Below are 14,071 nucleotides of genomic sequence, written 5' to 3' on the forward strand. Positions count from 1 at the left end.
GGAACCACCATGCAATACTGGCCACACCAGGCAGTTGATGTAACCATGAACCAACGCGATCCGGACCGTATAATGCTGCGCGACATTAAACTTGATATTATTGGCGGCGATATGGAATCGGATCCGAAAATTCGTATCCAGTACGCGGCAAAATATCAGTCGATAAGCAATTCGTGGAAAAAATGGCAGGGCGAAATTAAGGGTTTAAAACGCCTCGATGCGGTAAATAAAAAACTGGCTTACGAAGAAGAATTCAAAAAATGGGCACAGCAAAACAACACCTGGGATAACACATACGAACCGGTTTTTAATGCTTTCGAAGAGCTGTATACCAACTATGCAACCTACATAAAAGCATACGATTACTACCGCGAAATTGTAATGAGCGGAGTAGAGGTGTTTAAGCAGGCACGCACCGTCAATTCGATCATTAATAATATTGAGAACGACCAGGGTGAAAGAGCCGAAAGTATTCGTTCGGCCATGCTTAGCGGGCTTCCCGGATTTTATAAGGATTTTAACCAGCCAACCGACGAAGATTTGTTTGCAGCACTTATGCCCGAGCTGATTAATGGCCTCGACGCCTCGTTTTTACCTGCCGAAGTGGTGGAAACAATTAATCAGAACGACCGGGAGAAACTAATTAAAAAAGTCTATCAGAAATCGATATTAACCGACAGGAAAAAGCTGGAAGAGCTGCTCGAAAACGGATCGGAGAAACAATTGTTGAAGTTGCGCAAAGATCCGTTGATTGCGATGTACAATCAACTGAACTTTATTTACGAAAAGGATATTATTACTGAGGTTCGGAAGATCAGCAAATCTATCGACGATAACATGAAAGTATACATGGCCGGACTGATGGAAATGAAAAAAGGACAGGCCTTTTACCCGGATGCCAACCTTACCTTGCGTGTGGCCTACGGACAAGTGGAAGGTTACGAGCCCAAAGACGGCGTGAAATACAAATACTATACAACGCTGACCGGGATAATGGAAAAAGACAATCCGGAGATTTACGATTACGATGTTCCGGATCGATTAAAGGAGCTTTATCAGACAAAAGACTTTGGCCAGTACGAAGTAAACGGCGATGTGCCGGTTTGTTTTACAGCCTCAAATCATACCACCGGTGGTAATTCAGGCAGCCCTGTTGTAAACGGTAACGGCGAGTTAATCGGAGTAAATTTCGATCGTTGCTGGGAAGGAACCATGAGCGACATTATGTACGACCCGGAACGCTGCCGTAATATTTCAATCGACATTCGGTATGCTCTTTTTATTATCGATAAGTTCGCCGGAGCGGGTTATTTACTGGATGAAATGGAGATTGTGAAATAGCTAAACAGTCGTTTTGGATGAGGCTTTAACACCAATTTTTAATCTTTTTTGAAGGCAAATTCATCCGTTTTAACCTCCTGACTTTTAAAAAATGGAATATTTTTGTGTCCGACCTGTGTGTACATCGATGGTAATTTTTTATTCAATCGGGAAGGGATAAAAATTACCGGGATGTTTGAAGGCGACTTTCAACAAAGAAGCCGAATCAGCTAGCTTTTACATTGCTAAGAGTGGGGTTTATATGATAAAACTGATTAAGAAAAAATATTGGGCTAAAATTCTCCTACTGTTTTGTACAATTGTTATTCCTGTGGTTTCGTTTGCCGAAAACATCGACCTGATATTTGCAGATCCGATTCCGGATAAAGAATTTAAGAGCAAAAACAGTACATGTATTGTACAGGATGATAATGGTTTTATCTGGATTGGAACCAACGACGGATTGTATTGCCTTAAAGGAAACAATTTAACCAGCTATTTATCGGGAGGAACTGATAGTACCAGTTTATACGATAATCGCATTCAGAAACTGTTTATCGATCAGTCAGGTTTGCTTTGGGTGATATCAATGAGGGGAGTATGCACCTACAATCCGTACCTGGATAACTTTAACCGTATTCTGAATGGATTTGAAGTGGAGGATGATGAGTTTCATCAAATTTCGGTTATAAACCAGGATAAAAATAACACGATTTATATAGCAGTAGAAAGATCAATTTACAGTATCGATCAGCAGCAAAATACACTCAAAATTATCTACCACAATCCCGAACTCAGGATAACAGACTTTCTTTTCGACGAAAACAATAACATCTGGATTGCTTCAGAAAACCGGGGTTTGATTTATTTTAACACCACCGATGGGACAAGTAAAAGTTTTGTTGCCGAAAAAACAGATAGCAGAAGTATAAGTAACAACAGTATTCACGATATTTCTTACGATCGAACTTCGAAACTGTGGATAGCGACCTATGGAGGCGGTATTAATGTTTTAAACACCAAAACCCTTGAAATAAAGCGTTATGGAACAGATAATACCTATTCTGATTATGTGTTGTCGACCTATATCGACAATCAAATAAATGTTTGGGTTTGCGATTTAGGTGGATTGCGAAAGTATGATAAAACATCCGATACTTTTGTGAGCATAGAAAGCCTTAACAGTTCAGGAGAACTGATTGAAGAATTTCCTTCTCAGATACTTCAGGACAAACAGGGAAATTACTGGACGGTAAATGCGCTCAGTGGTGTAGGACTAAGGTATCCGGCGAAGGGGATAAGCGTTTATGATGAAAACCGGGCGAATTTCTGGCATACGATCAATAATAATATTTCTGTGATCGCTTTCGATGCGAATAACGTGTGCTGGATTGGAAATGGAAATGATGGTATTGATGTTTTTGATTTTAAGAATAAACAGCACAGGGTTTATCATTCCAACCTGAATGATGCCAACAGCCTGGGGCTGGGAGCCGTTCTGTGTTTATTTAACGACAGTAAAAACAGAATGTGGGTGGGTACCAACCTCGGAGGCCTGCAGTGCTACGACCCGGAGAACGACAATTTTATCACTTATATGAACGATCCGTCTGATTCATTGTCAATTTCGAATAATGACATCAGGGGACTACAGGAAGATGCCGATGGTAATTTCTGGGTGATAACGCATGGAAAGGGAATTGATTATTTTAATTATAAGGAACAAAAATTCTATAATTACAACGTTGCGAAAAACGAATTATCGAGTGACTGGCCATTCCGGCTTTTGCTTGATTCGGATGAAAATCTGTGGGTAGCAACTCCCAGTGGGGTGAGCGTATTAAAAAAAGGCGAACAGAAATTCATAAATTATTATAACGAACCGGAAAATTCCAATACAATTCCCAACGATTACATCAATTGTTTGTTCGAAGATTCAAAAAAGCGTATCTGGATTGGCACATTCTCGGGATTGTGCAAATACAACCCGGAAACTGATGATTTTTATCGGGTTGATCCCGGTTTTCCGGTGCAGAATATCTGTTCTGTAGAAGAAGACCAAAACGGAAATTTATGGGTGGGTTCAGTTACCGGAGTAACTGGTTTTAATCCTGATACCGAAAAATTAATCACCAACCTTGATGAAGCGGACGGACTTCCTCCCGGTAGATTTAAACCGGGGTGTAGTGCTAAAAATGCAGAGAATGTGCTGTTTTTTGGAGGAGATGAAGGAATCGCCGCTTTTGATCCGGAGAAACTGGTTTTAAACACCGAGGTGCCCGATGTATATATCAGTGGAATTTTCCTTCAGCATAAGAAAGTGGAGAAGTTTGGAGAAAATGAAATGCTGGAAAAGAGCCCCTTGTTCATCGATGAAATAAATTTGAAACACAACCAAAACACCATTGGTTTTGAATTTTCATCAACCAACTACGTGGATAACGTAAAAAATAAATTTAAGTACAAACTTGAGGGACTTGAAGATGATTGGATTGAAACCAATCATCCTGATGTAACATACAATTACCTGCCACATGGAAATTATGTGTTTAGGGTTATAGCGGCAAATAACGACGGTGTATGGAATAACGAGGGAGCATCGGTGAAAGTGGAAATTCAACCGCCATGGTGGTTTTCGTGGTGGTTTATTTCAGGCATAATTATATTCCTTGTTTTTCTGGTGATTGTAATTTTCAGGTATCGCGTTGCTATGCTTAAGGCTGAAAAGCACAAACTGGAAGAATTAGTGCAAAACAGAACCAAGGTACTAAACGATAAAAACCGTTTGTTGGAGCTTCAGAAAGAGAAACTCCACGAAAAAAACACCTTGCTAAATCAGCAAAAACAGCAAATTGAAACACAGGCAAATAAAATTGCTGAAGTGGCAGAAAACCTCTCTCAATTAAATACTGAGCTAACCACGGCGAATGCTACAAAAGACAAACTTTTCTCCATAATTGCCCATGATCTTATAAATCCGTTTAATGCAATTTTAGGTTTCTCGGATGTGTTAAAAGAAGGGCACCAAAGCATGGATGAGGAAAACAGAATGGAGATAATAAAGCATATACACGAATCGTCGCACAATGCTTTTGATTTGCTGAACAGTTTGCTGCACTGGGCCAGAAGCCAGGACAAAAAAATTGAATTTAAACCGGAGCGTTTAAACATAGCCGAAATCTTTTCAAATGTTATGGTTGAAGTTTCGTCAACGGCATTGAAAAAACAAATAAAAGTTGAAAATAAGCATGAGAATCAGGAGCTGGCAATATACTTCGACAGGAACATGATTATGCTTATTTTGCGAAACCTGTTGATGAATGCCATAAAATTTAGCAATAGAGAAAGCAGTATAATTATAAATGCGGTTCAAACAGCGGAGGATACGGTACAGTTCTCGGTAAAAGATTTTGGTGTTGGAATGCAGCCCGAATATGCAGCCGCAATTTTTAGTGATGACATGAATATAAATGTTGCAGAAGGCACAAACGGCGAGATCGGGGTTGGGCTCGGACTTTCTTTATGCAACGATTTTATAACCAACCATAACGGCGATATTTGGGTTGAAAGCGCACCCGGAAAAGGAAGTACCTTCTTTTTTACAATTAAGGGGGAACAGTAAAATCAAGTCTGCGAATTCCTTGTGTAAGTTAATTGCCAAAAACGTAAATAATAGAAAGTTGCTGCTGTTGATCAAGTGTATCCCAGTCAACAAAATGCATCGACAGGTTGAATTTTCCTTTTATTTTTTCGTGATTGATAAAATACCAGATTAGGTCGGTACGCGAATAGTTTTTGGCCCGGTAATACGGATCGCCATAAGCAAATTTATGTCCGGCACCCAAACTCATCACCGATTTTACACCCAGGTTTTTATAACGCATATTGGCTTCGGCGAAAAAGCTGGTGGCTGTTTCGTAACCATCGGTAACATTTCGCTCGCGATATTGCGATGTAAGCATTCCCATTTTTAAATCTCCCTGAACAGCATTGGTCTCAGGTGTGCGGATTCCTGCCTGAAGGGCAAATCCCATATAATCTTCAATATGTAATGGCGGATCGTTGTGCAGCGTGTGGGCATTGTGAAACATCAACAGGTAATTCTGTAAAAACAGGTTTTTAAAAAAGATTTCGCCTGAAAATCCGGCCATAAACTGCTCGCGTTGAGTTTCGGTTTGGCGGCCAACCCAGTCAACAAAACCATTCTGATGGCCCCAGTCCCAGCTAATTTTCCCAAAAAGACCTTCAATATTGGGTTGATAATATTGTAAAGTATCCGTTAGCATGGCCAGCGGAAAATCAATTTTATCTCGTCGCGGAAAGGCTCCAAAAGCAAACAATTTGTTTTCATCCTGAAACTGGTAATACAAAGTCAGTTTTGGTTTTTGTGCATCCAGATCGCTGCCAAATTCCAGCAAGCGGCTTAATCCTCCGCGCAATTGATGGTTATCGATATCAACACCTACCTCAAAGGCACCGCGGCTTCCCATAATGGTTTGCGGGTAGGCATAAGGCGGCGAAAACTCGCGGTTATCGCCAATGCCTTCAAATAATAGCTGGTATTTAAATTCCTGTGCGTTGCTGAAAAATACGCTGAAAAGGAAAATTAGAAGTAGTGCTTTTTTCATCTGAATTTTGAATTTCATTGCGAATGTAATAAAACCTTTATCAAATGGTAAATTGCAAAACTGTTAAATTGTAATCCGCGACTGAAAACTGCGACTGCGAGTTCTCCGCTCTGGTTAGATATAATTGTTAAATTGTAAAACTGCTAAATTGTTAAAATGAGACTGGAAACTGCGACTGCTAACTGATTTTAGTCGCACAAAATATAGTTGTCTTTGCGTGGATTGATGACCATAACAGGTAGTTTCCCTGCTCCTTTAATCACCTTTCTTTCGGGCAGGCCAATCAGCAAGTCAAGCGGGGTAATGTTCGAGCTTCCCAAAATTACCAGCAAGTTGCAATCGGAAGCAAGGGCCAGCTCAAGCGCTTCAAAAACATTGCGTAAACTCGATTTACTTCCTCTAAAACGCTTGTGTACGATCTTGAATTTTTCGTACAATTTACGCGTCAGTTCTGTATTCTTCAATAGATTCTGTTTGGCTTCCCGGGTTTTGTCGTTTGCCGAAATGGTAACGATTTGGGCTGCATTAAACCGGCCAAAATACGAGCACCACAGCGAACTGTCGCTTATTTCTTTACGCAGGTCAATGGGTTGTAGCAGGTGGTTGTAATCCATAATTTTCGACTCGGGGTGAACGAACAAAAAAGGAATTGAAGTCTCTGCAAGCGCGGTTGAATAGTCTTTAAAATTCAGCGAATTTACTACCACGATTATGGCCTCATAATCTTCGGCAAGCAGATCGGGAAGCTGCGTTTGACTCTCGGATAACAAAAGTGTGGATACTTTCTGTTTCGCTACTTCCTGTTTTACAATGGCCGCATAATTCTGCAATTTTTGCTTAAACTCATCGTGCTGCTTTTTTTGTTTGGGGCGGTAGTTATAGAGTAAACAAAGCTCTTTTTTGAAAATAGAAGCCAGTTTTAATCCATGAACGATCAGGCCTTGATCCGAATCTTTAAGCTCGGTAAACACAACTATTTTCTGCTCTTTGCTAACAGTCATTCTTGTTTTTCACGTAAAAATAAGGTTTTAAGCCATGCTTTTATTTGATGTTGAAAAAAATCAGGAAAGGTTAACATGTATTTACCTACTTTTATGCTGCTAAAGCGCGAACTATGATTAACGAAAAACTGCTCAGACCCAACAGTATTGTGGTGGTTGGTGCATCAAATAATATTGCAAAACCCGGTGGAAAGATTATTAAAAACCTGCTGGATAACCATTTTGCAGGCGATCTTTTTGCTATCAATCCCAACGAATCAAAAATTCAGGGAATTCCGGCTTTTCCCGATGTGGCGGAGCTTCCGGAGGTTGATTTGGCTATTTTGGCCATTCCTGCAAAATATTGCCTGCAAACCATTACCGATCTGGCGGAGCAAAACAATACCAAAGCTTTTATCATCATTTCGGCGGGTTTTGGCGAAACCAGTGATGCCGGAAAAGAGCTCGAGCAGCAGATTGTAAAAGTTGTCGAGGAGCACGACGCTTGTTTGATCGGGCCAAACTGCATTGGCGTGATGACGCCCTGGCATGCCAGTGTTTTTACAACACCCATTCCGGAGCTGACCTCCGAAGGTTGCGATTTTATTTCTGGATCAGGAGCAACAGCTGTTTTTATCATGGAATCGGGAATCCCTAAAGGGTTACGTTTTGCCAGTGTTTTTTCGGTTGGGAACAGTGCACAAACCGGTGTTGAAGATGTTTTGGCCTACCTCGATGAACACTATGTTGATGGGGAAAGTCCGCGTGTAAAGTTGCTTTATATCGAGAATATTAACGATCCGGATAAATTGCTGTATCACGCCACTTCGTTAATAAAAAAAGGATGCAAAATCGCTGCTATTAAAGCCGGAAGTTCATCGGCCGGAAGCCGTGCAGCATCGTCGCACACCGGGGCACTTACCAGTTCGGATGCCGCAGTGGAGGCCTTGTTCCGCAAAGCCGGAATTGTACGTTGTTATGGTCGCGAAGAGCTGACGACCGTTGCCAGTGTGTTTATGTGCAAAGAACTGCATGGCGAGAAACTGGCGATTATCACACACGCCGGTGGACCGGGAGTTATGCTTACCGATGCGCTGGAAGATGGCGGATTAAAAATACCGGAGATAGCTGATTCGGAAGCAAAAACTGCTTTGCTGCAAAAATTGTTTCCAGGATCATCGGTGGAAAATCCCATCGATTTTCTGGCAACAGGAACCGCAGAGCAGCTGGGACATATTATCGATGCCTGCGAGAATGATTTTGATGTTGACGGAATGGCGGTGATTTTCGGAAGCCCGGGATTATTCCCGATTGGCGACGTTTACGATGTGCTTTCCGAAAAAATGAAAGTCTGTAAAAAACCAATTTATCCTATTTTGCCATCGATTATAAATGTAAAAGAAGATGTTGCCCACTTTTTGTCGCGGGGCAATGTAAACTTCCCCGACGAAGTGTTGCTGGGACGAGCGCTAACAAAGGTTATGAATACGCCACAGCCTGTTGCAGAAAGAGAAGATTCGCAGGGTATTGATCCGGAGGCAGTTAAGGCCGTAATTGCCGGGACGAAAAACGGCTACCAATCGCCGGAAGTAATTCATAAACTGTTTGATTTGGCAGGCATACCACGGGTGAAAGAAATGGTGGCTAAATCGGAGTCGGAAGCTGTGCTGGCTGCCATGAACATCGGTTTTCCGGTGGTAATGAAAGTGGTTGGGCCGGTGCATAAAACCGAAGTTGGCGGCGTAATCCTGAATGTTCGGAATGTTACCCAGGTACGCAAAGAGTTTCATCACCTGTTTGAGATTGAAGGAACCGAAGGAGTTTTGATTGCCCAGATGGCTGCAGGAACCGAACTGTTTTTGGGAGCTACCTATGAAGAAACTTTCGGGCACGTGGTGCTCTGCGGCATGGGTGGTATTTACGTTGAGGTGATGAAAGATGTGGCATCGGGCCTGGCACCGCTTACACATAGCGAAGCACGTTCGATGGTTACCAGTCTGAAATCGTACAAAATACTAAAGGGATTTCGCAAACAGGCAGGAGTGAATATCGATAAGTATGTGGATATTATTGTGCGCCTGTCGTGGCTACTGCGTTTTGCCACCGAGATAAAAGAGATTGACATTAATCCGCTGCTGGGTAACGAACAGGAAATTATGGCTGTTGATGCCCGTATCCGGATAGAACATTAAAAAACGGCTTCAATGAACAAAAAGTCACGAAGATTAAGACTCAAAATCTCAATGTTCTTCGTGACTTGGTGGTTTATAATGTAAGTTTAAATACGTCTACAGCTCACCGGGAGGAATAGCTGCCGGAACTACGTTTTTAACCGGTGGCAGACTTTTCAGATATGCAAAAATAGCCGAGACATCTTCGTTTTTTATATCCCTGAAATTTTCAACCGGCATTGGCGGTAAAAGCTTGCGTGTTCCGTCAAGGCCTTTGAATTTGCCTTCTTTCATTGCTTTTTTAAACTGTTCTTCGCTCCATGTGCCAATGCCTGTGGCGTCGGGGGTTAGGTTGGCAGCAAACGACATTCCCCACGGACCGGCACTTCCGGTTAAATCGGGATAAAAGGTGGCAAAACCCTGCGCGGTCATTTCTGTATTTAAATCGAGTATCGGGCGATCTCCCGGATAGCCCGATAACAACAGCTCGGGAACAAGCTCCGGCCCGTTGGCACCCATTTGTTTGGGCGAATGACAATCGTTACAACCCATAATTGTTACCAGGTACTGGCCACGAGCCACCAGTTCTTCACCGGTTAATTCGGCGGGTTGAGTTTCAGCTGCCACCGGTTTCGACCCGTTGGTGCATGAAAAATTAACAAGGGCCAGGCACATGGCTCCAAAAATCAGCAAGACAAAGTTGTTTTTTTTCATAGTTCTTACTTTAAATTATATTTCATAAATAGCTTCCCATTCCACTAAAGCAGGCTGATTTTGGATGTTTTTTTTTTTAATGTGCAGTGGGATAATGGAAATCAATTTATACCTTATTAAGATTAATTCAAAATAAAATGTTAAAAAGGATTTACTGGAATGTGGGTAGTCCATCCTTGAAATTGGTCAGATATTTCTAAATTGGCGTATTGAAAACACTGAGTATGCATAAACATGTGGCCTTAAATGGCAATGATTTGGCGATGGATTCGACCTTTATAAAACAGCTTCTGAAAGGTGAGTGTTCGGAGCATTTTCCTGAATTAAAAGGAAAAACGGGCGTGTTGTTTTCAAATACAACGCTGGCGAAATTTATTGAAGAAGAATTCAGGCACGATAATTTTGAACTGACCAAAAGTTATGGCCGCAGCATACGCACCTTGTCAAGCGGAGAGCAAAAAAAGGCGTTGCTTGAATATCTTATGGATAAACAGCCCGGTTTTATTATTTTGGACAATCCGTTTGATGCGCTGGATGTAGCTTCGGTAAAGCACTTAAAAGAACGTTTGGAGAACATTGCCGGCCAAATGACCGTGATACAGGTGTTTAAAAGAAAGAGTGACCTATTGCCGTTTATAAAACATGCCATGCGTGTTGATAATGGAAAAGTAGTTTTCAACGATGGAATAAAACAATACCTTGAAAAATATGAGCCGGAAGCGGAGATACACTTTTCTATCGAAATTCCGGGCCCTTTACACGAACAAACTATTCGCTACAACGAGTTGATAAAACTCAGCGAAGTTTCGGTTAAATACCGGGAAAGACAAGTACTAGATAAGATCAACTGGACGATTAGAGCCGGTGAGTTTTGGCAATTAAAGGGGCCGAACGGATCGGGGAAAACCACCATTTTAACCATGATAAATGGGGATAATCCAAAAGCTTTTGGGCAGAACATTGAACTGTTTGGCCGCCGAAAAGGAACGGGTGAAAGTGTTTGGGAAATTAAAAAGAAGATTGGGTATTTTACGCCATCGATGATGGAGCTGTTTAAACGCCGCCATACCGCCGAACAAATGGTGATCTCAGGTTTTCACGATTCCATTGGCTTGTACCACCGGCCAAGCGAAATACAACAACACGTGGCTAACGACTGGTTAAAAGTGCTGGGACTGGCCGATAAAGGCAACCGGGCTTTTGTCGATCTTTCGCAGGTGCACCGCCGGATGGTGCTGATTGCGCGTGCGATGATTAAACATCCGCCGCTACTGATTCTCGACGAGCCTTCAACCGGACTGGACGATAAAAGTGCGGCGCTGCTATCGGCGTTAATCAATAAAATTTCCGACGAAAGCCAAACGGCTATTCTTTATGTTTCGCACCGTACGGAGCCCGATTTAAAACCCGCATTTGTTTTTGAACTGAAACCCGGTGAAAACGGTTCGGTGGGCGAGGTGGTGAGTTGAGAGAGGTCCTTGTTTATAAGGGGAATTTCTTCGATTTTGCAGATCACGTTGATTTCGTGAGTTTAAGAACTTAGTTTTTTATCGCTTTAACCGAATACACCAACGGAAACTTATTTTCAAGTCCTTTAACTTTATATTTCCCTTTTTCAGCTTCAACTAAATTTTCGAGGCAATTGTAGGGCGAATAATTGTATTCTTTAAAGTCGGTAAGCGTAAGGCCGGTTTTTATGAGCGAATCGATAACAGTGCTCAAACCATGGTTCCAGCACACCGACTTTCCCTTAATTGGCGCATCATTATCAGTATAGGTGCCTTCCAGCTCTTCCACAATTGCTTCCGATTCCATATAGTCGAACTCCACTCGTTTAAAATCATAGCTAAACATCCAAACTATGGGATGAAACTCAACAAACACCAGTTGCCCGCCGGGTTTTAAAAAATGCTCAATTATGTTGGCCCACTTTTTCACATCAGGAAGCCAGCCAATTACACCGTACGAAGTATAAACAATATCAAATTTTTCGTCCAGTATTTCGGGGAGATTGTACACATCGCTTTGTATAAAACGCGCATCCGTTCCGAGTTGCTCATTCAGTTGTCGGGCTTTTTCTATGGCCGTCTCCGAAAAATCAACTCCGGTTGCCTTTGCGCCGTGCCGTGCCAGCGAAATAGTATCTTGCCCAAAATGACATTGTAGATGAAGGATCTTTTTCCCCTCCATGTTTCCCAACAACTCAAGTTCAATGGGATTTAATGAATCTTTTCCTTTTACAAATGCTTCAACATCGTAAAAATCCGATTTATAATGAATATCCGTTTTTTCGTTCCAAAGTTTTTTGTTGATATTGATATAATCCATTCGATAGCGATTGTGCGTTTATAATCAGCCTCAGCGGAAGCTTTTCATTTAATCGCTAATATAGAATTTTATTTTTTTCGCTTTTCTTTCCTTTTCCGAAATACCATCCACCAAAGGAAGAATCCGCTTATAATTACCAGCATCAGGCAAATCCCCGCCAGTGGAACAAATAAAATATAGAAACTACCCATCAGGTGCTCGAAAATACGGCCGGTGTGTATTTCCAATGCCACATTCCACAACGACATGGACGAAGCTTTACGTACTTCATCGGGCATGGCTGCAAACGTCTCCGGCTCGTTCTGTGCATTGAGTGCGATGGCACCTCTGCTGTAGTCGAACCACCAGCTTTTGTTCCCCGATTGTACAAACCCGGCAACGGTATTGGCGCCGATGGGGCGCACCATTCCTTGAGGGGTTTGGTATGGCTTCCCGGTAAAAAGGTCGGCAATCATTCCGTTTTTCGTATTCCAAACAAACATACCGCTAAACGATCCAACCATCAGGTAGTTATCGCCCATTGATTCCATTACATTACAGCCCATTACACTTACCGGAGGCTGAACCGGGGCAGGGATGAGTTTGTCGCTAAGGTTTTCATCAGCAAAGAAAAAACCATCAACGGTAGAGAATATATAACGTCGGTTGGCAGCATCCCAGTGGATACGGCGCAGTTTATCGAACCACGGATTCGGGCTGTCGAGGTGCGTACCCGGAATAATACCTACCTGCTTATTGGCAATTGGGATTAATAACGGTGGTCGCAGGTGCATCCCCGAAAAAGTATTAATGAGCAGGAACAGCGCAAAAACATATCCCACAACATTATGCCAGTTCAGGTTAAGCTTTTTAAACCTTACCAGTTTCTCAACGGATCCCGTTTCATCTTCAGAAATCTTCAGATTTCGGTTACTCCCGCGAGGGGGAAGGGGGTGATCAACTTTTCCTGATTGAACCCCGATTTTTTTCTTCCTTCGTTTTATCCATTTCGGAAAGAAAAAGTGCAGCAGCCCGGTTACCGAAAGCAGAATGGTTACCAGCCCCAGCATATCGACAAATAATTTTCCTGCAAGTCCGAACAACTCTCCACTGTGTAATTCCCAAAAGGTATTGAACAAGCCGGTTTTGCGTTGATAGTTTACCGGCTCGGGTAGTTGAATTTTTTTGAAATTTAGCCCATCAGTACTTTCCAGCAAATAATGCCGTGTAAGTACCAGTAAGGTATTGTCTTTTATTTCCAGGTCGGCAATACGTTCTTTATCCACCGGTATTTCCAGTTTTTGCCAGAAGCCGTCTGTTTTGCTTCGTTTGTATAAACCCAGGTGTGTTCCGGCAAAAAGTTCCTCATTAAACTGAATGATGGAATAGATCTTCCGGTTGTCTATTCCTTTCGGAAATCCCTGGTTAAAATCTTCAAACTTTTGAAGATCATCATCTGTCTTCCAAACACCGATATTCCCGTACAGCAAATTGGCACCTTCCAATTGAACGGAACCACGAACCGCTGCCAGGTTCCAGTTTTTGTAGCGGTAATTTTTGGGCAGCAGGTTTCTGGAAACATCAACACCGGAAAACAGCTGCCGGTGGTTCATCACAATTCCTGATGTGGCAAAAAGAATGGCGATAAAGGCAATTACAATTGCCGGCCATTTATGTAGTTTCTTAAAGGTTTTTATCCAATTTTTTCGGGCCATACGGTAGTTCTTTGTTGCGCAAATATGTTTAACATTTGCAACTCGTGTTGTAACAATTGGTACAAAATGGAAAACATACCACATGCAACATAAAGTCATCAACGATTCCTAATTTGTATTCATTATAAACACAAAACATGACATTCCTAATTGTATAAAAACCTCAAAGTAATACTTTTGTTGGCTTCGAAAATTAAACCAAAATGCAAAAAAATCTATTCTTAGGAGTTGAAGCC

9 protein-coding genes are annotated in these 14,071 nt (G+C 42.0%); 4 read left to right on the forward strand and 5 right to left on the reverse strand.

Annotation, left to right across the window (positions count from 1 at the left end; translation table 11 throughout):
* Together ABZB17_RS12470 and ABZB17_RS12475 are read left to right on the forward strand one after the other, a co-directional pair.
* A partial coding sequence (locus ABZB17_RS12470) for a S46 family peptidase (protein ID WP_372650680.1) occupies positions 1-1,341 on the forward strand: 1,341 nt, incomplete at its 5' end.
* 241 nt (positions 1,342-1,582) lie between these two features.
* A complete protein-coding gene (locus tag ABZB17_RS12475; protein ID WP_372650682.1) occupies positions 1,583-4,942 on the forward strand; it encodes a two-component regulator propeller domain-containing protein in 3,360 nt (1,119 codons plus the stop codon).
* A 28-nt stretch (positions 4,943-4,970) separates the two neighbouring features.
* Here ABZB17_RS12475 and ABZB17_RS12480 read toward each other — a convergent pair whose 3' ends face one another.
* Together ABZB17_RS12480 and ABZB17_RS12485 are read right to left on the reverse strand one after the other, a co-directional pair.
* Positions 4,971-5,948: a hypothetical protein gene (locus ABZB17_RS12480; protein ID WP_372650683.1), complete on the reverse strand. Its 978-nt coding sequence runs from the start codon at positions 5,946-5,948 to the stop codon at positions 4,971-4,973.
* Between the two features lie 188 nt (positions 5,949-6,136).
* A complete protein-coding gene (locus ABZB17_RS12485) occupies positions 6,137-6,949 on the reverse strand; it encodes a hypothetical protein (protein ID WP_372650685.1) in 813 nt (270 codons plus the stop codon).
* A gap of 113 nt (positions 6,950-7,062) precedes the next feature.
* Between ABZB17_RS12485 and ABZB17_RS12490 the strand changes: the two genes are divergently transcribed.
* Positions 7,063-9,120 (forward strand): acetate--CoA ligase family protein, encoded by a 2,058-nt coding sequence (locus ABZB17_RS12490; RefSeq protein WP_372650686.1) that lies wholly within the window; start codon positions 7,063-7,065, stop codon positions 9,118-9,120.
* A gap of 96 nt (positions 9,121-9,216) precedes the next feature.
* Here ABZB17_RS12490 and ABZB17_RS12495 read toward each other — a convergent pair whose 3' ends face one another.
* Positions 9,217-9,813, reverse strand: a complete 597-nt coding sequence (locus tag ABZB17_RS12495) for a c-type cytochrome (protein WP_372650688.1) — start codon at positions 9,811-9,813, stop codon at positions 9,217-9,219.
* Between the two features lie 209 nt (positions 9,814-10,022).
* On the opposite strand from ABZB17_RS12495, the gene ABZB17_RS12500 reads away from it, so the two are divergent.
* Positions 10,023-11,282, forward strand: coding sequence for an ATP-binding cassette domain-containing protein (locus tag ABZB17_RS12500; RefSeq protein ID WP_372650689.1), 1,260 nt, complete (start codon positions 10,023-10,025; stop codon positions 11,280-11,282).
* 70 nt (positions 11,283-11,352) lie between these two features.
* On the opposite strand, the gene ABZB17_RS12505 is transcribed toward ABZB17_RS12500, so the two are convergent.
* Positions 11,353-12,141 carry a class I SAM-dependent methyltransferase gene (locus ABZB17_RS12505; protein WP_372650691.1) on the reverse strand — a complete coding sequence of 263 codons (789 nt, stop codon included), beginning with the start codon at positions 12,139-12,141 and terminating at the stop codon, positions 11,353-11,355.
* 68 nt (positions 12,142-12,209) lie between these two features.
* Entirely contained in the window at positions 12,210-13,835 is a 1,626-nt protein-coding gene (locus ABZB17_RS12510; RefSeq protein WP_372650692.1) for a PepSY domain-containing protein, read from the reverse strand.
* Positions 13,836-14,071 lie beyond the last annotated feature (236 nt).

Source organism: Draconibacterium sp. (assembly GCF_041583095.1).
Taxonomy (GTDB): domain Bacteria; phylum Bacteroidota; class Bacteroidia; order Bacteroidales; family Prolixibacteraceae; genus Draconibacterium.